We start from the raw sequence: 21,973 nt of genomic DNA, 5'->3' as shown, positions 1-21,973 counted from the left end.
GTCAGTTTGTCGTTGTCTTTTCGCGCATCAGGAAGCGCGCGATGAGAATGAGGCAGAGCGATGCGATCAGCACCATGGTCGCGATCGCATTGATCTCCGGCGTGACGCCGCGGCGGATCGAGGCGAAGACGTAGATCGGCAGCGTCGTATTCGACCCCGCGACGAAGAAGGCGATGATGAAATCGTCGAAGGAGAAGGTGAAGGCGAGCAGGAAGCCGGCGAGGATCGACGGCATGATCTGCGGCAGCACGATCTGCCGGAAGGTGGTCAGCGGCGTCGCGTAGAGATCGCTTGAGGCCTCGACGATATCGCGGCCGAGACTGGCAATGCGCGCTTTCACGATCATTGTCACCAAGGCCATGGTGAACAGGCCGTGCGCGGCGATGATCGAGCCGTAGCCGAGCGCGAATTTCGGCGGCTGGTCGCCGGGCCAGACGGCCGCGATCAGCGGATTGATGATGCCGAAGACTTCGACCAGCGCCACCAGCGTCGCAATCCCGATGACGACACCCGGAACGACGATCGCAGCGGCAAAGAGCCCGTCAAAGACCGCTCGCATGCCTGAACTGAGCCGTTCCAGGCCGATCGCCGCCATCGTGCCAAAAATCGCGGCCAGCGCCGCGCTTGTGAAGGCGATGATAAGGCTGTTTTGCAGCGCTTCCATGAGGAAGGTGTTCGATAGCGCCCGCCCGTACCATTGCGTCGAAAAGCCGGTGAACTCGCTCGCGTTCCGCCCGGCATTGAAGGAGAACAGCACGACGAGCGCAATCGGCGTATAAAGGAAAAGATAGACGAAAGTAACGAGTGCGCGCATCAGACGAGATCCACCTGGCGGGTGCCGGCAACGCGCCAGGCGATGCGCATCGCAACCAGCAGCACGATGACGACGACGGCAACGAGCGTCACGGCGATCGCCGATCCGAACGGCCAGTTGCGTGATTGCAAGAAGAGATCGACAAGCGCATTGCCGATGAAGAACACCTTGCCGCCGCCCAGCAGCTGCGGGATCAGATACTCCCCAAGCAGGAGGATCGTCACCAGCGCCACGCCGGTCATGACGCCGGGCAAGGATAGCGGTAGCGTAATGCCGAAGAATGTCGAAATGGGCTTGGCGCCGAGGTCGGCGGATGCCTCCAGCAGCCGGCGGTCGAGTTTTTCGAGGCTGACATAGATCGGCATGATCATCAGCGGCAGATAGCCGTAGACGATACCGAGCAGCACAGCACCCGGCGTATTGATGAGCCTGACGTTCTCGATCCCGAAAAACTCGAGCAGATGAGGAATACCGCGCGCGCCGAGCAGGTACATCCAGGCATATGTGCGCACTAGCAGGCTGGTCCAGAACGGAACGACGACAAGCGAAACGAGCAGCAGGCGGCGCTGCGGACTTGCCTTGATCGCCAGATAATAGGCGACCGGATAGGCAACGAGCAGGCAGGCAGCCGCGCCGATCGGCGCAAGGATTAGCGTATTGATAAACGCAGCCGAGCGCGAGCCGAGATTGGCGAATTGCGCGAAGGTGAAGGCAGCCTGATAGCCGCCTTCCGGCGCACGCTCGCCAAAGGCGAAGACGATGATGGCGATGAAGGGCAGCACCAGGAAGACGAACAGCCAGATACTGGCCGGACCGACAAGGGCGGCGGTGACGAGGCGCCGTTTGGTGGCAGGGTTAAGGGGCATCGAAAAGTTCTTTATCCGCCGGTTCTAAGCGCGAGGCCGGCCCCTTGCCGTCATGACGGCAGAGGCCGGAGTTGGGCGAGGGCGATCAGGCCGACTTGAAGCGTGCCATCAGCTCGGCGCGGCTCGGGTCGGTGAGCGTAACGGCGGCACCGAATTCGAGCGGTGTCAGGGCGGCCTCATCCGGATAGACGATCTTGTTCGAGGTGATATCCTTCGGCAGCAGCGCGATGACGCGGCTGTCAGTGGTCGGCGCGCCGTTGGCGATGTGCTCCTTCACGGCGTTCTTCGGGTCCATGAGATAGTTGAGAAGCGCATAGCCGGCGGCCTTGTTCGGCGCATCCTTCGGAATGGCGTAGTAGTCGGTCCAAATCTCGCCGCCGTCCTTGCCAAGCACATAGGCAAGCTCGGGCATGTCACGGTTAAGCTGCGCGCCGTCATTGGTCCAGCACATCGTCAGCCACGCGTCCGTCGAACGCATCGAGGGCTGGTAGTCGGAGTTGATGGCGAAGAGATGCGGCTTGACCTTGATCAGCAGCTCCTCGGCTTTGGCAAGCTCTTCGGGTTTGATCGAGTTGAAGTCGTAGCCGAGGGAAACGAGCGCGCTGCCGATGGTGGTCAGCTGGTAATCATGCACCATGGCGCGGCCATCGGCATCGGTTTGGGCGATTTCGAAGAAATCCTTCCAACTTGTAAGCGTCTTCTTGATCTTCTTGGTGTTCACGGAAAAGCCGGTCGTGCCCCAGTTTTTCGGCACGGCATAGGTCTTGCCGTCGATCTGCCCTTCCTTGGTGAAGCGTGGGCTTTCCGTTGTCTGGCTGAAGTTCGGAACCTTGGAAAGATCCAGTTCCTCGATGAGGCCGAGCTTGTGATAGGTCGAGATCGTGTAATTGGTCGGCACGAAGAGCGACCAGCCGGAGGCCCCGGCCTGGAGCTTTGCCAGCATTTCCTCGTTCGAGCCGAAGACGTTGACCTCGACGGCGACGCCGGTCGCGGCCTTGAAGTTCTCGAAGGTCGCGGGGTCGTGATAGTTCGGCCAGGTGGCGATCGACATCTGCGTGCCGAGTTCGCCGGCGGCATAGGCGGGCGTCGAGAGCGCGCCGGGGAAACGCGAGAGTACCGCGGTCGCAAGGCCGAGGCCAGTGATGTTCAGGAAGTGACGACGGCTGACGGAGCCGCGCTTCAGGCGCATGAATTCGTCCATGAAGCCTTCGGCCGAGATGGGGAGATTGTCCTTGTAATCCTTGCTCATGATGCTGTTCCCTTGTTTTGGCTTATGCATTCGATGCTGGAAAGACATGTAAGGTCTTGGGATCGAAACCGAGGAAGACTTCCTCGCCGGGACCCACGAGATCGCTCTCGTTCATGCTGCGTCGATCCGAGGTGATCAGGAAATCGCCCAGCCCCGGAACGGTCACCGCATATTCGGCCGAGGAGCCCAGGAAGATGCGGTGGGTCACCGTGCCCTTGAAGGACATGCCTGATGCGGCCATGTCGCGGCTCAGATGGATCGCCTCCGGGCGGAGAGCGGCGATGGCCGCTCCCGGCGCAAGCCGTTTGCCCGCCGAAAGCGCGGAGCCGTCTGCAAGACGAAGCGTTTCGCCGTCAGCCTCCATCGTCGCTTCTATGCGGTTCGTCTTGCCGACAAAATCGGCGACGAAAAGATCGGCGGGACGGTCATAAACCTCCTGAGGCGTGCCGAGCTGGCGGATGCGACCGGCGCTCATCACGCAGACGATATCGGCCATCGACAGCGCCTCTTCCTGATCGTGAGTGACGAGAACGAAGGTAATGCCGAGTTCGCGTTGCAGCGTCTGAAGCTCGATCTGCATGGCCGAGCGCAGCTTCTTGTCGAGGGCGGCGAGCGGCTCGTCCAGCAGGAGCACGGAGGGGCGGTTGACGATGGCGCGCGCCAACGCGACGCGCTGCTGCTGTCCGCCCGACATTTCATGGATGCGCCGCTTGGCGAAGCCGCCGAGGCGAACCATCTCCAGCGCTTCGGCGACGCGCCGGTCGATTTCGGCAGCGCCGACTTTCGGCCGCATCTGCTTCAGCCCATAGGCGACATTCTGTGCGACGTTGAAATGCGGAAACAGCGCATAGTGCTGAAAGACCATGTTGACCGGGCGCCGGTAGGCTGGCACGCCGTTCATCTCGCGCCCGTCGATCAAAACGGTTCCTTCGCTCGGCTGTTCGAAGCCGCCGATCATGCGCAGGCACGTCGTCTTGCCGCAGCCGGAAGGCCCGAGAAGCGCCAGGAACGCGCCCTTGGGCACATTGAGATTGATGTCCGTTACGGCGGTCACGGCGCCATAGTTCTTCGTGACCGAACGGAATTCGATATCGTTCGTTGAAGCGGATGCCACGTCTGTTCCCTGCGGTTGGTCGGCAGTCTTTGATCTGCCTTATTGCCACCGTCGTTAAAGAAAGAGTAAGCCCGGGCTTCCTGCGAGGTATATACCCCGAAAGAGGTATTTTCGCGCAAAGAGGTTCGTGGAAGGTGTATATAGGGGCTGCGCTGAACTGTGCAGGGCGGCAAAGGGGACCCGTCATATGAGCACCGACCTTGAAGGACTGTTTACCGCCTTCAACGCCACGATCGGCCGATCGACGATGGCGGATGCCGAGTTCGGGGAGACGTTCCGCCAGATGATGGCGGCGCTGGTGCGGTTCGATTACGTCGTCGTTTTCGCCTATCGCGGCAAGGAACGGCCGATCGATCTCTACAGCACTTTCGACCGCGAGGAGCATGTCGTCTTCGTCACGCTCTACCAGGCCGGCCCCTATCTGCTGGATCCATTCTACCACACGGCCCGCGGCCGCCGGGAAGGCGTGCTCAGGATGCGCGAGCTGGCGCCGGATCGCTTCTTCTCCAGCGAATATTACCGGACCTATTATGTGCAGACGGGGCTTGCGGAGGAAATCGGCTTCTTCGTCAATGCCGACGAGGACATCACCATCGTCCTGTCATTGATGCGGCGTGAGAAGACCGGTGTTTTCCCGCCCGCGGAATTCATGACGCTGAAGAAGGTCGAGCCGCTCGTCGCAAGCATGGTCAGGCATTATTGGTCGGGCCTCGCCTCGCGCTTCGATGCGCAGTTGGCCGCCGGCAGCAGAAGCCGGCGCAGAAAGGGCGAGAACGAAACCGTCCCACCAGCCGAAGCCGTCTGGCGGGACCTCAATCTGACGAGCCGAGAGACTGCGATCGTTGATCTCGTCTTGCAGGGACACTCGTCGGAATCCATCGGGTTGAAGCTCAATATTTCAACCGGTACGGTGAAGGTTCACCGTCGCAATGTCTACCGCAAGCTCGGCATTTCCTCTCAGACGCAGTTGCTCTCGCTCTATCTGAAGAATCTAGCCTAGCGTCTCGGCGACTTAGTCCGACACGCGAGCGTCATGCCCTTCTCTTGTGAGCAGCCTTAACCACGGGCCGCAATGAAAGAGGCTCATGAGCAGATACATCGGCACCATCCCGCTGAGCATCGGACTGTCCTGCGCCGAGCAGATCATGTCGCCGCCTGCGCCATAGGCCGATAGGGCAGTCATAAAGGCGAAGCTTGGCGCTGCCGCCAATGCCAGCCACCGGCTGGCGTTGGCGGGTAGAGCAGGGACGGCGGCATAGCCGCCGACCCTTTCATTGTTTTCGGATGAGCTAGACATCAGTTTGCTCCATACCGATCGTGATGCTTCCACCAGACGCCGGTCTCGTTGCGGCCGAGCGGCGCGCGGTCGAGCCACTGATACATGCCCCAGAGACCGTCGAGGCCGCGGGCATAGGACGAATAGGTGTGGTAGATATCGCCGTTCTGGATGGCGAAGGCGCTGACGCCCGGCCGGTCGCGCGTATAGGTCGCGATATCCGTTCCCGTCATCGAGGCGATCTGTGCGACCGGGCCTTCGCTGCCACGCAGTTCCCATTGCTGCATCGTCTTGCCCGCCTGAGCGTCGGGCATCGGCGGTTCGCGGCGATAGTTGTATTCGATGCCGCCGCCGCGTTGTTCCTCAGGCGTGAACCAGACATTGAAATCATGGTTGAAATCGCTGTTGGCAGAAGAAGCCCAATCGAAGGTCCAGCCCATCCGCCGCTTAAACTCCTGCAGCTTTGCGAGTGGTGCGCGGGAAATAGCCGAGAAGGCGACATCGTGATTTTCAAGATGCACGGCGATGCCGTCGAAGCCGTCGGCGATCGAGGAGCAGGACGGGCAGCCGGCCGTGTAATCCGGTCCGAACATGAAATGATAGACGAGAAGCTGCGAGCGACCCTTGAAAAGGGCCGAGAGCGGAACCTCGCCCCTCTCGGTCTCAAGGCGATAATCCTTCTCCACCTTCACCCAGGGCAATTCCTGGCGGCGGGCGGCAATCTCGTCGCTGCGCCGGGTCAGCTCCTTTTCCTGTTCCAGCAGGGATAGTCGTGCCGAAAGCCATTCCTTGCGCGTTCCTGTCTTATGCATCGTCATGGTTCGTCTCCTCTTGCCTTTGTGAGGTTTGTCCTGTCGGCGCTGTATCTTGCCGGCCGATATGCGATACCTTACGGCTGGAGGCCCAACGGGTGGGAGTTACAAGTGTGACGGGATTTCGATGGACTCGCTGATCGTTGCGGCGGCTCAGGCGCTTGCTGCTGGCGATGCGTTGGGCGCGCTGAAGCGCGTGGCACTGCGCGACGACGGGCCGGCGCTGGCGCTGCGCGGCATCGCCATGGCACAGCTCGGCGATCTCGTCCGTGCAAAGACGCTTTTGAAGAGCGCGGCGCGTGCCTTCGGTCCGCGCGAGGCTGTCGCCCGCGCTCGTTGCGTGGTGGCCGAAGCTGAGATCGCCCTTGTCTCGCGAGATCTCGGCTGGCCGGAAAAGGCACTGGAGACGGCGCGGGCCGTTCTCGAGAAACATGGCGATCGCATCAACGCCGCCCATGCCCGCAATCTGCAGATACGCCGGCTGCTGCTGATCGGCCATCTGGACGAAGCGGAGCGGCTGTCGACGAAACTCGATCCATCGCCGCTGCCGCCCGCCGCAAGGGCAAGCCATGAACTGGCAGTCGCCGGCATCGCCATTCGCCGCCTTCGTATCGAACCGGCCCGTGCCGCCTTCGCGCGAGCCACAGAAGCAGCTCTCAAGTCGGGCATCCCCGCTCTTGCAATCGAGGTGAGCGATGCCACGCGCATTCTGCATGAACCGGCCGCCCGTCTGCTCGCGCAAGGGAGCGAGAGGCTGGTGTCGCTCGACGAGGTCGAGACGCTTCTGACGTCGGATGTTCTGGTCATGGACGCCTGTCGAAACGTCGTGCGCAGCGGCGCAGACATCATATCGCTTGCGAGCCGGCCCGTACTTTTTGCCCTGGCACGCGTGCTTGCAGAGGCGGCGCCAGCCGATGCGCCGCGCGCACTATTGCTCTCTCGGGCATTTCGCGCCCGCCACGCCGATGAATCTCACAGGGCACGATTAAGAGTCGAAATCGGGAGGCTCCGCGCCGCCCTGGAGCCGCTTGCCGAGATCAGCGCGACACAGCACGGCTTCGCTCTGATCTCGCGCGGAAAGCGCGACGTGGTTGTTCTTGCGCCACCCGTCGAGATCGAGAACGCCTCGCTGCTTGCCCTTCTTTCGGATGGAGAAGCCTGGTCGAGTTCGGCATTGTCGATTGCGCTCGCGACAAGTCCGCGCACGGTGCAGCGTGCTCTTGAGGCGCTTGCGGCAGAAGGCGTCGTACAGAGCGTTGGCAACGGCCGAGCGCGCCGTTGGATGATGCCGCCAGTCGTCGGCTTCCCGACAACATTGTTACTCCCGGGCCCACTGCCGAGCGACTAGGCTCCCGCATCATCGACAACAAACCGATCCCGACTGGAGGATGGAAGCATGAAAAGGTCCCAAGCGGAAATCATTCGCGAATACGGTCCCTTCGACAACGCGCCGCGCGTAAACGGCGTCACCTTCGACGGGCAGCACGTCTGGTTCGCCTCCGGCGAAAAGCTGCATGCCCTGAACCCGGAAAGCGGCGAGCAAGTGCGCACGATCGACATCGCCTCTCATGCCGGCACGGCTTTTGACGGCCGCTATCTCTATCAGATCGCCGAAGACAAGATTCACAAGGTCGACCCTCAGACGGGCAAGATCGTCGCGACCATTCCCGCACCGGGCAATGGCGGCGATTCCGGTCTTGCCTGGAGCGATGGCAGCCTGTGGGTCGGGCAGCATCGGGGCCGCAGGATCTACGAAATAGATCCCGAGACCGGCGGCATCAGGCGCACCATCGAATCCAATCGTATCGTCACCGGCGTGACATGGGTCGATGGCGAGCTATGGCACGGCACCTGGGAGGGTGACGAAAGCGATGTAAGGCGCGTCGATCCGGTGACCGGCGAAGTTTTGGAGCGGCTCGAAATGCCCGAGGGTGCTGGTGTCTCCGGCCTCGAATCCGATGGTAAGGACCGCTTCTATGCCGGTGGTGGCGGCAGCGGAAAAGTGCGAGCGCTCCGGCGTCCCCGCTAACCGACCGCCTCGACACTTGCGGACGTGCCTTCGGCATGTCGCGTCGCATGTCTTAAGTCTATCTGCGAGAGAGGCAGTTTCTTCGAGGCGGCCAAAGGTCTATGGGAAAGGAAATATCATCCGATAGGCATCCGATCCCATGAGACCCTTGCCCCAAGAAGCCTGGAATGCGTGGCATCCGGCCGAGCTGATGAAACGGCTTGGCACGGATATTCACTGGTATGTCGTCGGCGGCTGGGCGCTGGACCTGTGGCATGGGCGGCAGACGCGTGATCATGAGGATTTGGAATTTGCCGTGCTTCGTGAAGATATCGAGCGTGCCCGCTCACTGCTCGGGAAGCTCACATTCTTCACGGTTGTCGATGGCCAGATCGATTATCTTCCGTCATCGGTGCCGCCGGCAGCGCATGTTGCGCAGCTTTGGGGCGCCGACCCGGTGGAGGGGCGCTGGCGCGTCGACATGATGCCCGAACGCGGCACGCCTGCGACCTGGGTCTATAAGCGCGACCTTTCATTGACGATGCCCCGCAGTGCTATGATCCGCAAGACCAGTGACGGTCTTCCCTTTCTTGCTCCGGCCGCGATCCTGCTTTTCAAGGCCAAGCACCGGCGCGACAAGGATGAGAAGGATTTCGATCTCGCCTTACCCAGGCTTGCCGCTTCGGAAAGAGATGACTTACGCAGATGGCTGGAAAAGCTGCACCCGGATCACGACTGGATCGCGCGGCTTTAGAGCAATTCCGTGAGAAGTGCGCAGCGGCTTTCCGTCTGGAATTGCGCGAAAACAATGCACCACCAAAACCCGGGACCAAACACTTAATCCGAGGCGTCAAGGGCGTATTCGGCAGCTGTTTACGGTCCGCTGGTTTCGTTTTTCTTCTTCTCTTGATCTCGATGCCACTTGATGGCGAAGAACATGCCCGTGCCTAACACGAGAACCTTGAGCGGAAAGAAGACTAAAGGGAACCAATCCCACATTTTGGATACTTCCAAGCTATTACTTGACACATTTATCGTGGGGAGCACTACCTCAAAACTGCTGCATACGACATCAGCCATGTTGACGCAGATGAGATCATGACCTTCCCATTCACACGGCATAAGCGGTGCTATCATCCATTTCGCCGCAGCTGTCATCAATTCAAGATGAATCCCCATCGCGCTTGGAGTGGTTCAGAGATTTCATGAAACGTTGAACCGCTCTGGAAGCAATCGGGCAAGCAGCTCGCGTCTTCGCGTGTCTGCGGAACAGTGCGCATGGGCTGCCATGCGCCCTCCGCATGGAAGCCATGCCTTGCCGCTTCCGGCGTTCATTGCCATATTTCAGTCATCAACCGCATTTCAATCGTTTCCAAGTTGCAAGCTGCGCCGATCTCGACCGATGTCGTGACTGTTCGTGCGCGCCAAGGAGAGATCATGGATGACATCACGAAAAGTCTTGGTGAAATGAACCTGCAGGAGCGGGCCGACCTGATGGGGGCGGTCGCGGATGTACTGCAGGCCACCGCAGAAGAGGCCGAGGAGGATGGCGATGCGCTTGCCGCTACCAATTCGCTGTTTCTGGCATGCAATCTGCGCGGCTGTTCGTCCGATCTTGGCCCGAACGATCTGAAAGCCGCCGAACTCCTGCTGGAGCAGGGGATTACCTTCATTCATCTCCTGAACGGGCGCAAGAAAAGCCGCGAGCTGGTGCATTGAAGGCTGTGAGCATTCGAGAGCTAGGCCCGAAAGCATGGGGCCTAGCTCTATCAGATTGACGCGCAAAGGCGCGCCTTAGAAATTGAGCGGACGCTCGCCCTCTTCGTCGCGGATATAGGTCGGCAGGCCGATCCGGTTGAGGATGTTGAGGAAGGGCCTTGGCGGCAGCTCCTCGACATTTACCATCTTCTTCGCATCCCACTCGCCGCTGGCGACAAGCATGGCGGCGGCCACCGGCGGGACGCCGGCGGTGTAGGAAATGCCCTGGCTGCCCACTTCGTTGTAGGCTTCCTTATGGTCGGCCACATTGTAGATGAAGACCGTCCGTTCCTTGCCGTCCTTTAGACCCCTAACGAAATCGCCGATGCAGGTCTTGCCTTCGTATTGCGGCGCCAGCGACGCCGGATCGGGCAGGCAGGCCTTGACCACCTTCAGCGGAACGACATCGAGGCCTTCCGCCGTCTTGATCGGCTGTTCTGACAGAAGCCCGATGCTCTTCAGCACGGTGAAGACATTGATGTAGTGATCGGAAAAGCCCATCCAGAAGCGTACGTCAGCGCCACCCATGTTCTTCGCCAGCGAATGAACCTCGTCATGGCCGCAGAGATAGGCCTTGCGTTTGCCGACGACGGGCAGGTCGTATTCCTGACCGATCTCGAACATCTTGTTCACTTGCCACTGATTGTCCTGCCAGGAATAGACGACGCCGGTGAATTCGCGGAAGTTGATTTCCGGGTCGAAGTTCGTGGCGAAATACTTGCCGTGGCTGCCGGCATTGATGTCGACAATGTCGACATCCGTCACCGTGTCGAGGTACTCGTCCTTGGCAAGGCGCGCATAGGCATTCACCACGCCCGGATCGAAGCCGGCGCCCAGGATGGCGGTCACGCCCTTGTCGGCGCATTCCGCTGCCCGCTGCCATTCGTAATTTCCGTACCACGGCGGCGTCTCGCAGATCTTGCCGGGCTCTTCGTGGATCGCGGTATCTATGTAGGCCACGCCCGTGTCCATGCAGGCGCGTAGCACCGACATGTTGAGAAAAGCGGTGCCGACATTGATGACGATCTGGCAACCGGTCTTGCGGATCAGTTCCCTGGTCGCCTCGATGTCGAGCGCGTTCAGTGCATGGGCTTCGAGCACGCCCGGCTGCTTCATCGCCTTCTTTTCATGCACGCTCTCGATGATTGTGTCGCATTTCGCCTTGGTACGCGAGGCGATGTGGATGTCTCCCAGGACATCGTTGTTCTGGGCGCACTTGTGCGCCACCACCTGGGCGACGCCTCCGCCGCCGATGATGAGGACGTTCTTCTTCATGATATCGGATATCTCCTTCTATCCCTTCGATAAGCCTCAGGAGAGGCTCTGCTCATAGTCCGCGTAGGTGAATTCGCGAACCGTTCTGATGGTGCCGTCAAGTTCCTTGACGGCGATCGCCGGCATCTTCACGCCATTGAACCAGTTCTTTTTGACCATTGTATAACCCGCCGCATCCTGGAAAGAGATACGGTCGCCGATCTTCAACTCCTGCTCAAAATCGAACTCGCCGAAGATATCGCCGGCAAGGCATGACTTGCCGCAGACCATATAGCGATGCGGCCCGGCATTCGGCCGAAGCTTGGCGTTTTCGCGGTAGATCAGGAGATCGAGCATGTGCGCTTCGATCGAGCTGTCGACGACGGCGAGGTGCTTACCGTTGTAGAGCGTGTCGAGGACCGTCGTCTCCAGCGTCGTCGATTTGGTGATCGACGCTTCGCCGGGCTCCAGATAGACCTGCACGCCATAGTGCTGCGAAAAGGCGCTCAGGCGATCGGCAAAGGCGTCGACGGGATAATTCTCGCCGGTGAAATGGATGCCGCCGCCAAGGCTGACCCACTCGGCTTTCTTCAACAGGGTGCCGAATTTCGCCTCGATCTCGCCGAGCATGCGGTCGAACAGACCGAAATCCGAATTCTCGCAATTGTTATGGATCATGAAGCCGCTGATTCTGTCCATCATCCCCTCGACCTTTGTGGCATCCCATTCGCCAAGCCGTGAGAAGGGGCGGGCGGGATCGGCAAGGTCGAAGCTCGAGGAGCTGATCTGCGGATTGAGGCGTAGGCCGCGGACAACTCCTGAAGCCCTGTCGGCAAAGCGTTCCAGCTGGCTGATGGAGTTGAAGATGATCTTGTCGGCGTGAGACACGACCTCGTCGATCTCATAATCGGCGTAGGCGACCGAATAGGCATGCGTTTCCTTGCCGAAGCGCTGCTGGCCGAGGCGCACCTCATTGAGGGACGAGGAGGTCGTGCCATCCATATAATCGCGCATCAGGTCGAAGACTGCCCAGGTGGCAAAGCATTTCAGCGCGAGCAGCGCCTTTGCGCCCGAACGTTCCCGCACATAGGCAATCTTCTCCATATTCTGCAGGAGTTTTGCCTTGTCGATCAGGTAGTAAGGTGTCTGGAGCATTTCGCGCGGTCTTAGTCCTCGTTGCTGTCGAGGGGGTATTGCCGCAGTTGAGCACAATGATCAACCCTCCGACCGGCACCTTGATGCCGACCGAAGGGCTTCCTGGGAGGAAGTTTGCAATGGGTGGAAACGCCGCGGGCAGTTGCGCCACGGAAGCGAGCATCATTCAGGTACGATGCCCGGCTGATCGGACGGGAACTTGGCGATATCGGCAGCGGTGATGTTCAGATGCTGCTCGACGAGAGCCGGCGGCGTATGGGTGAGCCAGGACGACAGACCGATTTCCTGATACTCGGCCACCTTGAAGACGGCGACGAATTGCAGATCCGTCTTGCCGGTGTTCTCGATGATGTGGCCCTGGCTCTTCTTGACATAGCCGATGTCGCCGGGCCGGAAGTCGGCGGTCTGGCTGCGCGGGCCGGAATCGAAGACCGTCATGCGGCCCTCGCCCTTGATCCAGTACTGCCATTCGTCGGCATTCGGATGCCAGTGCATCTCGCGCACGCCACCGGGCTTAATCGTCTCGATGGCCGCGGCGATCGTCTTTGAGACTTTGAACGTGTTGCTGTCGGCAAGCTGGAGAATGCCTGAGGCGTTCTGCTTTATCGGCGCGGACGCGGTCAGCTTGTAGGTGAAGGGATAGGGCGGCAGGCCAGCCGAAGCAACGGCTTCCTGGTCGGCCGAGAGCGGGCCTGGTTCCTTGCCCTGGAATATCCAGAGATCCTGCAGTGGAATATTCTTGAATGTATCCTGAGGGACGCCGAAATTCTTGGCGAGTACATCGGGCGGAGTGTGTGCGAACCAGTCCGTCACCAAGAGCGTATTGTATTCGGACTGGTCGCCCTGGTCGAAGACGATCACGAATTCGCAGCCGTCAGGACCGAGCCCCTGCAGCGAGTGCGGGAAGCCGGCCGGGAAGTACCAGAGATCGCCGACGCCCACATCCTGCACATAGGCGCGTCCCTGTGTGTCGAGAACGGTGATGCGGCAGCGTCCGTTGGTCATGATCGCCCACTCGGCGGCGCGATGCCAGTGCATTTCGCGAATGCCGCCGGGGCCAAGGCGCATGTTGACGCCCGACACGGCTTCGGAAATGGCGAAGTCGGCCTTGGTAACTTGACGCGCCCAGCCGCCGTTCTGGATGCGTTTGGTGGCATTGTTGAATGAGCCCCAGAACAGCTGCATATCACCGATGTCGGTTGCGGGCGGACTTTGAAAGGAGGGAAACTGCTCGTAAAGCGCGGGGTTTTTCGGACCGGGATCGGAGAGGCCGGCCGGATTGGCGTTGATGGCACCTTCCGCCGGTTGATCGGGATTGCCGAAGGCCGCCGCCTGGGCGGCACCCGTCGCGATTGCCGCGCCTCCCAAGGCTCCAAGGGCCAGGACTGAGCGTCTTGACAGAGAATCCATTGCTATCACTCCTTTGACGTTGATAGGTTTATCCCGCCGGAGACCGCGCCTCGGCAGCCGGACACCGGCACCGGCCGGTAAAGCATCCCGTTTTTTGGGGTTGCCGAGAGGCGGCGGCGGCGAAAGGTAATGTCCCGATCCGGTCTATGCCGCTGGAAGGCTAAGTGACCGGAGGACATGGGGGCGTTTGTCGACAGAGCGGGATTGCGGACACCATACCGCACGCCGGTATCGGCAAGTGGTCGAGCCAAGATGGTGGTCTCTGTAAAGAAGCCGGACAATTGCATGCTCCTCTTCCCGAATGTGATGAGCAAAAGCTACAACCGAAGAGGCGGACGCACACCTAGACGTAGGTCTAGGCTGCTTTCTCGAAAAGTATGTATTCGTGTCGGGACGCGAGTCCTCGCGTCGGTCGGCCGGAGCCTTTTCGTGCGTCGAAAGAGCCGCGATAAAGCATGACGATGGTGGGATAGACGATAGAGGCGGATAACCCGGGGTGGGCAGCTGGGATGCGGCACGTTGCTTCAGCCGTTAGTGACCGAGCGCCGACTCCAGATAGCCGATCAGCTTTTCGATATCGACCGGCTTGCCAAGGAAGGCGAAAGCGCCGCCGCTCATGGCCGTTCTGCGCGTCCGTTCGTCCTTGTGGGACGTTATGAAGATTACCGGCGGATGCTTCGAATGTTTGTTGAGTTCGGCCTGGAGTTCGATGCCGCTCAGACCCGGCATCTTCACATCGATCAGCATGCAGTCGATCGTCGACGGCTGCTCGAACGCCAGGAATTCCTCCGCCGACGCAAACAGTTGGGACTCGTAGCCACAAGACTTGACGAGATCGTCCATCGCTTCGCGAATGGCGTGATCGTCATCGACAATGGCTATGGTGGGAACTGGGGGCAATAATGCGACCTTTTCTGACTGCCTTTCTAAGTCCGATAAGCCTTTATGCGCCTAAGCTTGATCCAGGGATATCATACTAAGATACAGGTTTCGCACAGATTTGGCCGTCTTTTGTGCTCGGGACGACGAGACCCGTCGAATATGCCTTCGTCATCCACAATGGAATGGCGCGGACTATGATGCAAGCTGCAAAGGACGATCGGCGGGAACATCATGGATGTCCCGCCGATCCTATTCGGTCGAGCGCGCGTCGGCAGCAATCTTTCTGCCGAACCGACCCTCTCAATCCTCCTGGATGGCACTGTTCTTGGCGGTATCGCGCATGAAGAGATAGACGATGAGCGAGATGCCGATCATCGCTGTCACATACCAATAGAACCCCTGTTCCCAACCGCTGCTCTTGAATTTGAGCGCCACGAATTCGGCCGTGCCGCCGAAGAGCGTGTTGGCGAGGGCGTAGGGAAGCGCGACGCCGAGAGCGCGGATGTGGGCGGGAAACAGCTCCGCTTTTACGACAGCGTTGATCGAGGTGTAGCCGGTGACGATGACCAACGCGGCCATGACCAGCAGTCCCGCGATGATTGGATCTCTCGTGGTTTCGAGTGCCGAGAAGATCGGATAGGTAAACAGCACGCCGCAGATGCCGAAGCCGATCATCAGCGGCTTGCGGCCGATCTTGTCAGAAAGCCCGCCGGCAATAGGTTGCAGCAGCATGAAGATGAATAGCGTGATCGCGTTGATCTCGCTCGATGTTTCCCGGCTGAATCCGGAGGTGTTGACCAGGAATTTCTGCATATAGATGGAATAGGCGTAGAAGGCGAGCGTGCCGCCGGCCGTCAGCAGCATGACGAGCGCAGTTTCCTTTGGATGCCGGGTGATGAGCATCCAGAAACCGGACTTCTGCGTATCGCTTGCCTTCACGTTCTTGAAGCTCTCGGTCTCGGCAAGGCCGCGACGCAGCCAGAAGACCACGACCGCAAGCGCCGCTCCCATGAAGAAGGGAATGCGCCATCCCCAGGCGTTCAGCGCTTCCGTCGTCATCACGGCCTGCAGCAGGATCAGCAGGGCGATGGCAAGTAGCTGACCGGAAATCAGCGTGACGTACTGAAAGGACGAGAAGAAGCCGCGCCGTTCGCGACCGGCCATTTCGGAGAGATAGGTCGCCGAGGCGCCGTACTCACCGCCGACGGACAGGCCCTGCATCAGGCGTGCGAGAACCAGAAGCGCGGGCGCTGCGACGCCGATCGTTTCGTATCCCGGCGTCAGCGCGATAATCAGCGAGCCGGCGCACATCAGCGTCACCGAAAGAGCGAGACCGGCCTTGCGGCCCTTGCGGTCGGCATAGAGCCCCATGATCCAGGCACCGATCGGCCGCATGACGAAGCCGACGGCAAACACCGCTGCCGAATTCAGCAACTGCGCCGTCTGGTCGCCGGCGGGGAAGAAATGCGGTGCGAAATAAAGCGCGAATGCGGCATAAACATACCAGTCGAACCATTCGACCAGATTGCCGGTGGAGCCACCGATGATCGATTTCAGACGTTTGCGCCGTTCGGCCGCTTCCGCCGCTGCAGTCGTTGCAATGGGATCTTGTAGTGTCTTCAGCATTGTGCCTCTCCTCCCGTTCTTGCTTCTGGTCGTCGTGGCCGAGCGGTTATTCGCTGCGGACGACGGGTTCGCCGGGAGAGGCCGTATGCATTCCGACGGCCACCAGCCGATCTCTTCAAGACGGCGCCGGTAATGCCGGTTGACCGGCTGACAGCCGGCTCTTTCTGCGTGTTGAGGACCACTCTCCCAGTACCTGCATTGATACGTGGGGATGGAGAGCGGCACGAGGTTCAGGGAGTGGGCGGAATACCATATTGATATATTTAATTTTTCCCCGGATTCCGGGCCGCTCTGCGAGATAATCTGCGCAAGATTATGCATAGCCATTTCGCAATTTGTGCAATATTCTGCACAAATGAAAGGTTCTGGTATCAAGCGAATTGTGCTGCTGACTGCGATTGGCTTCGCCGCGGCGGCCGCTATTTGGTATGCGGCTCTTTTGTTTTCGCGTCAGGATGCGCTTCGGCGCCTGGGCGTAGAGGCGAGTGGACTTGCGGCACAGCATAGTCGCTTGCTTGACAGCGAACTGGCGCGCTTCCGGCTTCTTCCCATCGTTCTCGGCGAGTATCGCGATCTCGGCGAAGCGCTTGCAAGCCCTACGACCGATGCGGCCCGCCGGCTTGACGAAAAGCTCGGTTTTCTGGCCCGTGAAACTGGCGCCTACATCATCTACCTGGTCGATCAAAAGGGACTTGTCATTGCCGCCTCGAATGCAGGCACAGAAGACAGTTTCGTCGGAAAGAACTTCAGTTTCCGTCCCTATTTTTCCGAGGCGCTGAAAGATGGCACGGCGGAATATTATGGCGCGGGAGCAATCAGCGGCAGGCCGGGACTGTTTCTGGCCCGCAGGGTCGGTGACGCCGCGGCTCCAGCAGGCGTCGTGGTCGTCAAATTCGAGTTCGATGCCGTCTCACGCATCTGGGCGAACGATCCCGGCGAGACGCTGGTCGTCGATGAGCACCAGATCATCCTGGCCGCATCCGATCCGTCGCAGGTATTGACCGCGCTTGCACCCCTGTCGCCGGAAGACCGGGCCGGCATCGTCGCGAGCGGCCAATATCGCGACGCGGCACTTGGCCCAGGGAACTATCGCGCCGAGGATGCTGGTCGCATACGCGGTCCGCGAGGTCGGATCATGATTGCGGCAGAGCAGCCGGTCGTCGGTACGCGCTTGCGTCTCCTGCACCTTCTCGATACCCGCACGGCGTTGCAGGACGCATGGGCTAAGGCCTGGCTGCTGGCCTTGCCCGCAATTCTGGGGTTGGCCGTTGTCGCGGCTGCGATCTGGTGGCGAATGACCCGCGCTGCGCGTGCTGCGGCGGACCGGCGAGCGCTTGAGGAGGCCGTCGCGGCGCGCACGGCCGAGCTGCGCGACGAGATGGCCGAACGCGCCCGCGCCGAAGATCGCTATCGCGATGCCCGCGAGGAGCTCGCCCAGGCCAATCGGCTTGCCTCCGTCGGCTCGATCACGGCGGGCTTGATGCATGAAATCAACCAGCCTGTCGCGACGATCCGCACGCTTGCCGAGAATGCCCGTCACCATCTTGCGGCCAATCGCCTCGATCGCGTCGGCGCCAATCTCGATGCCGCAGTCGAGGTGACGGCGCGCATCGGCACGATTACGCAGGAGATGCGGCGGTTCTCGCGCCGGGGACGGCAGGCGGCCGGGGCAGAACCGCTCGATGCCATCATTGCCGGGGCTTTATTGCTCGTCGGAAACCGGTTTCGCAAGGCGGGAGCAAAGCTGGATCTTCCGGCGCAGGGGCAGCCGCATGTGTTTGCCGAGCGGGTGCGGCTGGAACAGGTCATCGTCAATCTCTTGCAGAATGCCATCGACGCCGTTGCCGATATCGCCGATCCGCACGTCGCCGTACTTGTCGATATCGCGGCGAAGGACGTGGTGACGCTGACCGTCGCCGACAACGGCCCTGGCATCGATCCGGCGCTGTCCAAGCAGATATTCCGCCCGTTCGTGACCGGCAAGCCCGATGGGCTCGGGCTTGGGCTCGGGATTGCGCAGGACATCATGAGCGATCTCGGCGGATCGTTGACAACAGGTCCGTCGCCGCTCGGCGGCGCGGCTTTCGTAATCACGATGAGGCGGGCATGACCCTACAATCACAGCAGAAAGTTCTCCTGGTCGAAGATGACGGCCCCTTCAATGCCGCGCTTGCCGATTCCTTCGTCATCGCCGGCTTCGAAGTTGAAACCCACGGCGACGGGCAGTCGGCGCTGGCGAGCCTTGCGACCACGTTGCCGGGCGTGATCGTCAGCGATATCCGTTTGCCGCGCATCGATGGGCACGATCTGCTGGAAGCAGTGTTGGCGCGAGACCCGGATTTGCCCGTCATCCTGATGACTGGTCATGGGGATATCGCCATGGCGGTCGGCGCGTTGAAGCAGGGCGCCTATGATTTCATCGCCAAGCCCTTCGCCACCGATCATCTGATCGCGTCGGTGCGGCGGGCGCTGGAGACGCGCCGGCTGGTGCTGGAAAATCGGCGTTTGCGGCAGGCCGCCGCCGAGGCCGAGGATGCGTCGCCGCTTCTCGGCCAGTCGGCGGTCATGGCACGATTGCGTGAAACGATCCGGCAAGTCGCAAGCGCTGATGTGGATGTTCTGGTCGAAGGCGAAACGGGCACCGGCAAGGAGCTCGTTGCCCGTCTCATCCATCGCTGGAGCAGGCGGCGTGGCCGCAGCTTCGTTGCGGTCGATTGCGCTGCCCTGCCGGACGCGATCGCCGACGAAACTTTGTTCGGAAACCGTGTCCGGCGAGGGCGCATTGCCGAGGCCGATCGCGGCACGCTGTTTCTCGACGAGATCGACAGTATGTCATCCTTGCTGCAGGGGCGGCTTCTGCGTGTTGTCGAAGAGCGCGAGCTGCCCTCTGCGGGCGGCGAGCCGGCTCCCGTCGATCTGCGCATTGTGGCGGCCACGAAGAGCGATCTGCATTCTTTCGTCGCCGAAGATCGTTTTCGCGCCGATCTGCTCTATCGGTTGGAAACCGTGCGAATTCGCATTCCCCCGCTGCGGGAGCGTCGCGCCGACATAGGGTTGCTGTTCAGCGCTTTTCTCGACGAGACGGCGCGCCAGCTCGGCGTGCCGCGTCCGCCCATCGACGCCGCCATGGAAGCACGATTTCTGACGGACGATTGGCCGGGCAATGTCCGAGAACTGCGCAACTATGCGACACAGGTGGCGCTTGGGCTTGCCTCCGCTCAGATCCGGCCGCCCCCGGAACTGGGGCTCTCCGATCAGATGGACCAGTTCGAGGTGAACGTTCTGCGGGCCACGCTGGAGCGGTTTGAAGGAGATATCGCAGACGTCGCACAGGCACTGAAGCTGCCGCGTCGCAGCCTCTATGCCCGTCTGCAGCGCCACGGCATTAATCCATCGGCCTATCGTAAACGAGATGGTTCACATGGCGGAAGCGGAGTGAATTAGAGTATCTCCGCTTTTAGACGGGATTGCCGAAATGCCCTATCGTCTTGTTTTCGCGTAGTTCGCGACAAAGGTTGCTCCGCGTCGTGCCGGAATTGCTTCGAACGGGTATAGTGTCACTTGCCCAACCTGACGTGGCAGCGCGTATTGAGTGTAGTGTAGATCTGAATTTCAAATGATTATGGTGTATAAACTAGATTAACTGTGTATTAATCATAATTTATGCTGCGCGACCATAGAAGATAATTAATACATACCCCGATATTGTAGCTTGTCTGCATGATGCAGCGTTTAAATTAGAGAGCTATGATATGCTTGATATACCTAAACTGATGCAGTTATTACTATTTGCTGCCGTCATACTTTTATTTTTTCGCTGGGTGGTCGAAGACATGAACAGGTAGCCGTCTCGGGCGCCTGAAGATCCCAGCACAGCAGCGATTTGCCTCTTCAGTTCACCGTTTCTCCTATCTTCCGGCCAAGACAGTGCGCGGCCTCGGCTCGTGCATGGAGCAAGCTGATCGTGATGATCCGCTGTCGCCTCTTTGTCTCCGCTCGGCAGGCTAGGCAGGAATCGAACGATGGCGCCCGGAAGTTTCCGAACGCCATCGAGGCACCGCATGATCTTCATGGCGGAGGCGCACGCCTCGTTCGTATGCTCGCGTCATTGCGTGCGCCTGAAGCCGGCTGGCTTAGTGAGCGCCAGCGCCGCCACCTGCCTGAGGGCGCTTGGTGAACAGCACGGTGATCGCGGCAATGGCGAGGACGACGCCGATAACGGCGAAGGTGTCGCTGAAGCCCATGATCAGCGCTTGTCTCTTGATGATCTGGCCGAGGGCGATCACTGCCTTCTGCTGGGCCACCTGATGGTCCGAGACACCATGCGACAGGAAGTAGCCGGTCATCTGGTCGATGCGTTCGCGAACCTCATCGCGGGCGAGGGTCACGGATTGACCGATGATGTTGGAGTGAAACTGTTCGCGCTTCGTCAGAATGGTGCCGAGGGAGGCCGTGCCCACCGCGCCGCCGAGATTGCGCAGCATATTCGTCAGGCCCGAGGCGGCGGCTGCGTCGGCCGGAGCAATACCGGCGGTCGTGATCGCGGTGACGGGCGTGATGACGAAGGCCTGGCCGATTGCACGGACGATGTTCGGGAAGAAGAACTGATCGCCGGCATTGTCGGCCGAAAGCGTGACGTTCATGAAGCAGCTGAGCGCAAAGACCGCTATGCCGAAAAAGGCCAGCCAGCGCACATCCACCCGCTTCATCATCAGCGGAACCAGCGGGATCAGAAGCAGTTGCGGCAGACCCGTCCAGGCCAGAACGTTGCCGATCTGCTCGGCATTGTACTTCTGCACCTGGCCAAGATATTGCGGCAGGATATAGACGGTTCCGAACAGCGCGACGCCGATGAGGATGTTCGCAAGCACGCCAAGCCCGAAGTTTCTCTGCTTCAGCAGCTGCAATTTCACCAGCGGCTTGGAAACCTTGAGCTCGATGATGATGAAGAGCGTCAGGAACACGGCTGCGACGATGCTCAGGCGAACGATGAAAGGCGAGGAGAACCAATCGTCCTTGTTGCCTTCTTCAAGCACTGTCTGCAGCGCCGACAGGCCGATGGCCATCGTGACGATGCCGGCCCAGTCGCCTTCGCGCAGCAGTTTGAGCTGCATCGGCTGCTTGTCCAGCGTCAGGGCAAGCGCCACCACCATGATGGCGCTCGGTCCGGCATTGATGAAGAAGATTGTCTGCCAGCCGTAGTTTTCAGTGAGATAGCCGCCGATTGTCGGGCCGATGGCCGGTGCGAAGGTGACCGATAGCGCGAAGATCGCCAGCCCCAACGGTTGCTGCGGCTTCGGAAGCTTCGTCAGCACCATGGTGAAGGCCATCGGGATCAGCACGCCGCCGGCAAAACCCTGCAGGCCGCGCAGCACGATCATCGTGCCGAGATCGTGCGCGAAGGCGCAGGACAGCGAAAACAGCGGAAACAGCACCGAATTCACGAGAATATAACGGCGAAACGAGAAGACACTGCTGAAATAGGCCGTGAGCGGAATGACGACGATTTCGCCGATGAGATAGGATGTCGAAATCCAGGCGCCATTGTCTACACCCGTGCCGATGCCGCCCTCGATGTCGAGAAGCGAGGCATTGGTGATCTGGATGTTCAGGATCGCCATGAAGGCGCCGATCATGCCGGCCAACACTGCGATCCACTCTCTTGTCGATGCGCGCGGCTGTGCCGCAGCGGCCGGCATCGGACGGCCGTCCATTGTAGTCGTTGACATGGTGGGGGCTCCCGCCGGCA

The 21,973-nt window shown here is 60.3% G+C and carries 20 protein-coding genes; 7 read left to right on the top strand and 13 right to left on the bottom strand.

The genetic code is table 11. The features are described 5' to 3' along the window. Position 1: 1 nt before the first annotated feature. From BJ928_RS07970 to BJ928_RS07955, 4 genes are all read right to left on the bottom strand, one after another. Positions 2 to 814 carry an ABC transporter permease gene (locus BJ928_RS07970; RefSeq protein ID WP_047635691.1) on the bottom strand — a complete coding sequence of 271 codons (813 nt, stop codon included), beginning with the start codon at positions 812 to 814 and terminating at the stop codon, positions 2 to 4. Then, a complete protein-coding gene (locus tag BJ928_RS07965; RefSeq protein WP_047635689.1) occupies positions 814 to 1,680 on the bottom strand; it encodes an ABC transporter permease in 867 nt (288 codons plus the stop codon). The genes BJ928_RS07970 and BJ928_RS07965 overlap by 1 nt, the downstream gene beginning before the upstream one ends. Positions 1,681 to 1,765: 85 nt before the next feature. Continuing rightward, complete coding sequence (locus BJ928_RS07960) at positions 1,766 to 2,929, bottom strand: spermidine/putrescine ABC transporter substrate-binding protein (protein ID WP_047635687.1); 1,164 nt, start codon at positions 2,927 to 2,929, stop codon at positions 1,766 to 1,768. Between the two features lie 22 nt (positions 2,930 to 2,951). Next, positions 2,952 to 4,043 (bottom strand): ABC transporter ATP-binding protein, encoded by a 1,092-nt coding sequence (locus tag BJ928_RS07955; RefSeq protein ID WP_047635685.1) that lies wholly within the window; start codon positions 4,041 to 4,043, stop codon positions 2,952 to 2,954. Positions 4,044 to 4,230: 187 nt separating this feature from the next. On the opposite strand from BJ928_RS07955, the gene BJ928_RS07950 reads away from it, so the two are divergent. Next, a complete protein-coding gene (locus BJ928_RS07950) occupies positions 4,231 to 5,043 on the top strand; it encodes a helix-turn-helix transcriptional regulator (RefSeq protein ID WP_047635683.1) in 813 nt (270 codons plus the stop codon). 12 nt (positions 5,044 to 5,055) lie between these two features. Here BJ928_RS07950 and BJ928_RS07945 read toward each other — a convergent pair whose 3' ends face one another. Beyond that, entirely contained in the window at positions 5,056 to 5,340 is a 285-nt protein-coding gene (locus BJ928_RS07945; protein ID WP_047635681.1) for a hypothetical protein, read from the bottom strand. Further along, positions 5,340 to 6,137: a thioredoxin family protein gene (locus BJ928_RS07940; RefSeq protein ID WP_047635679.1), complete on the bottom strand. Its 798-nt coding sequence runs from the start codon at positions 6,135 to 6,137 to the stop codon at positions 5,340 to 5,342. The genes BJ928_RS07945 and BJ928_RS07940 overlap by 1 nt, the downstream gene beginning before the upstream one ends. Positions 6,138 to 6,258: 121 nt before the next feature. Between BJ928_RS07940 and BJ928_RS07935 the strand changes: the two genes are divergently transcribed. From BJ928_RS07935 to BJ928_RS07925, 3 genes are all read left to right on the top strand, one after another. Further along, positions 6,259 to 7,479 carry a hypothetical protein gene (locus BJ928_RS07935; RefSeq protein ID WP_047635677.1) on the top strand — a complete coding sequence of 407 codons (1,221 nt, stop codon included), beginning with the start codon at positions 6,259 to 6,261 and terminating at the stop codon, positions 7,477 to 7,479. Between the two features lie 48 nt (positions 7,480 to 7,527). Continuing rightward, positions 7,528 to 8,160 (top strand): PQQ-binding-like beta-propeller repeat protein, encoded by a 633-nt coding sequence (locus tag BJ928_RS07930; protein ID WP_047635675.1) that lies wholly within the window; start codon positions 7,528 to 7,530, stop codon positions 8,158 to 8,160. Positions 8,161 to 8,299: 139 nt separating this feature from the next. Then, positions 8,300 to 8,893: a hypothetical protein gene (locus BJ928_RS07925; RefSeq protein WP_047635673.1), complete on the top strand. Its 594-nt coding sequence runs from the start codon at positions 8,300 to 8,302 to the stop codon at positions 8,891 to 8,893. 119 nt (positions 8,894 to 9,012) lie between these two features. Here BJ928_RS07925 and BJ928_RS07920 read toward each other — a convergent pair whose 3' ends face one another. After that, positions 9,013 to 9,300: a hypothetical protein gene (locus BJ928_RS07920; protein WP_147413892.1), complete on the bottom strand. Its 288-nt coding sequence runs from the start codon at positions 9,298 to 9,300 to the stop codon at positions 9,013 to 9,015. Between the two features lie 276 nt (positions 9,301 to 9,576). Here BJ928_RS07920 and BJ928_RS07915 point away from each other — a divergent pair, with 276 nt between their 5' ends. Continuing rightward, positions 9,577 to 9,858 (top strand): hypothetical protein, encoded by a 282-nt coding sequence (locus BJ928_RS07915; RefSeq protein ID WP_047635722.1) that lies wholly within the window; start codon positions 9,577 to 9,579, stop codon positions 9,856 to 9,858. A 75-nt stretch (positions 9,859 to 9,933) separates the two neighbouring features. Here the strand turns inward: BJ928_RS07915 and BJ928_RS07910 are convergent, their stop codons facing one another. The 5 genes from BJ928_RS07910 to BJ928_RS07890 form a co-directional block, all read right to left on the bottom strand. Next, positions 9,934 to 11,172 (bottom strand): saccharopine dehydrogenase family protein, encoded by a 1,239-nt coding sequence (locus BJ928_RS07910; protein ID WP_047635668.1) that lies wholly within the window; start codon positions 11,170 to 11,172, stop codon positions 9,934 to 9,936. A gap of 36 nt (positions 11,173 to 11,208) precedes the next feature. After that, complete coding sequence (locus BJ928_RS07905; protein ID WP_047635666.1) at positions 11,209 to 12,306, bottom strand: carboxynorspermidine decarboxylase; 1,098 nt, start codon at positions 12,304 to 12,306, stop codon at positions 11,209 to 11,211. 162 nt (positions 12,307 to 12,468) lie between these two features. After that, on the bottom strand, positions 12,469 to 13,716 hold the full coding sequence (locus BJ928_RS07900) for an oxalate decarboxylase family bicupin (protein WP_047635664.1): 1,248 nt from the start codon (positions 13,714 to 13,716) through the stop codon (positions 12,469 to 12,471). Between the two features lie 531 nt (positions 13,717 to 14,247). Further along, complete coding sequence (locus tag BJ928_RS07895) at positions 14,248 to 14,616, bottom strand: response regulator (RefSeq protein ID WP_047635662.1); 369 nt, start codon at positions 14,614 to 14,616, stop codon at positions 14,248 to 14,250. 282 nt (positions 14,617 to 14,898) lie between these two features. Beyond that, positions 14,899 to 16,224: an MFS transporter gene (locus BJ928_RS07890; protein ID WP_052227924.1), complete on the bottom strand. Its 1,326-nt coding sequence runs from the start codon at positions 16,222 to 16,224 to the stop codon at positions 14,899 to 14,901. 355 nt (positions 16,225 to 16,579) lie between these two features. On the opposite strand from BJ928_RS07890, the gene BJ928_RS07885 reads away from it, so the two are divergent. Both BJ928_RS07885 and BJ928_RS07880 read left to right on the top strand, forming a co-directional pair. Beyond that, entirely contained in the window at positions 16,580 to 18,334 is a 1,755-nt protein-coding gene (locus tag BJ928_RS07885) for an ATP-binding protein (RefSeq protein WP_047635661.1), read from the top strand. Next, positions 18,331 to 19,668, top strand: coding sequence for a sigma-54 dependent transcriptional regulator (locus tag BJ928_RS07880; protein ID WP_047635659.1), 1,338 nt, complete (start codon positions 18,331 to 18,333; stop codon positions 19,666 to 19,668). The genes BJ928_RS07885 and BJ928_RS07880 overlap by 4 nt, the downstream gene beginning before the upstream one ends. Before the next feature lie 689 nt (positions 19,669 to 20,357). Here the strand turns inward: BJ928_RS07880 and BJ928_RS07875 are convergent. After that, complete coding sequence (locus BJ928_RS07875) at positions 20,358 to 21,938, bottom strand: DHA2 family efflux MFS transporter permease subunit (protein WP_047635658.1); 1,581 nt, start codon at positions 21,936 to 21,938, stop codon at positions 20,358 to 20,360. Between the last annotated feature and the right edge of the window lie 35 nt (positions 21,939 to 21,973).

The organism is Rhizobium sp. WW_1, from assembly GCF_003610155.1.
Lineage (GTDB): Bacteria > Pseudomonadota > Alphaproteobacteria > Rhizobiales > Rhizobiaceae > Rhizobium > Rhizobium tropici_A.
Note: the sequence above shows the minus strand (reverse complement) of the source record. Positions and strands in the feature narration are given on the sequence as shown.

What these genes read in the sequence shown, in the direction of transcription:
- BJ928_RS07890 (WP_052227924.1), bottom strand. Translation starts at nt 16,224, where the DNA reads ATGCTGAAGACACTACAAGATCCCATTGCAACGACTGCAGCGGCGGAA.
- BJ928_RS07960 (WP_047635687.1), bottom strand. Translation starts at nt 2,929, where the DNA reads ATGAGCAAGGATTACAAGGACAATCTCCCCATCTCGGCCGAAGGCTTC.
- BJ928_RS07875 (WP_047635658.1), bottom strand. Translation starts at nt 21,938, where the DNA reads ATGGACGGCCGTCCGATGCCGGCCGCTGCGGCACAGCCGCGCGCATCG.
- BJ928_RS07910 (WP_047635668.1), bottom strand. Translation starts at nt 11,172, where the DNA reads ATGAAGAAGAACGTCCTCATCATCGGCGGCGGAGGCGTCGCCCAGGTG.
- BJ928_RS07905 (WP_047635666.1), bottom strand. Translation starts at nt 12,306, where the DNA reads ATGCTCCAGACACCTTACTACCTGATCGACAAGGCAAAACTCCTGCAG.
- BJ928_RS07925 (WP_047635673.1), top strand. Translation starts at nt 8,300, where the DNA reads ATGAGACCCTTGCCCCAAGAAGCCTGGAATGCGTGGCATCCGGCCGAG.
- BJ928_RS07885 (WP_047635661.1), top strand. Translation starts at nt 16,580, where the DNA reads ATGAAAGGTTCTGGTATCAAGCGAATTGTGCTGCTGACTGCGATTGGC.
- BJ928_RS07900 (WP_047635664.1), bottom strand. Translation starts at nt 13,716, where the DNA reads ATGGATTCTCTGTCAAGACGCTCAGTCCTGGCCCTTGGAGCCTTGGGA.
- BJ928_RS07970 (WP_047635691.1), bottom strand. Translation starts at nt 814, where the DNA reads ATGCGCGCACTCGTTACTTTCGTCTATCTTTTCCTTTATACGCCGATT.
- BJ928_RS07945 (WP_047635681.1), bottom strand. Translation starts at nt 5,340, where the DNA reads ATGTCTAGCTCATCCGAAAACAATGAAAGGGTCGGCGGCTATGCCGCC.
- BJ928_RS07935 (WP_047635677.1), top strand. Translation starts at nt 6,259, where the DNA reads ATGGACTCGCTGATCGTTGCGGCGGCTCAGGCGCTTGCTGCTGGCGAT.
- BJ928_RS07930 (WP_047635675.1), top strand. Translation starts at nt 7,528, where the DNA reads ATGAAAAGGTCCCAAGCGGAAATCATTCGCGAATACGGTCCCTTCGAC.
- BJ928_RS07965 (WP_047635689.1), bottom strand. Translation starts at nt 1,680, where the DNA reads ATGCCCCTTAACCCTGCCACCAAACGGCGCCTCGTCACCGCCGCCCTT.
- BJ928_RS07880 (WP_047635659.1), top strand. Translation starts at nt 18,331, where the DNA reads ATGACCCTACAATCACAGCAGAAAGTTCTCCTGGTCGAAGATGACGGC.
- BJ928_RS07915 (WP_047635722.1), top strand. Translation starts at nt 9,577, where the DNA reads ATGGATGACATCACGAAAAGTCTTGGTGAAATGAACCTGCAGGAGCGG.
- BJ928_RS07950 (WP_047635683.1), top strand. Translation starts at nt 4,231, where the DNA reads ATGAGCACCGACCTTGAAGGACTGTTTACCGCCTTCAACGCCACGATC.
- BJ928_RS07940 (WP_047635679.1), bottom strand. Translation starts at nt 6,137, where the DNA reads ATGACGATGCATAAGACAGGAACGCGCAAGGAATGGCTTTCGGCACGA.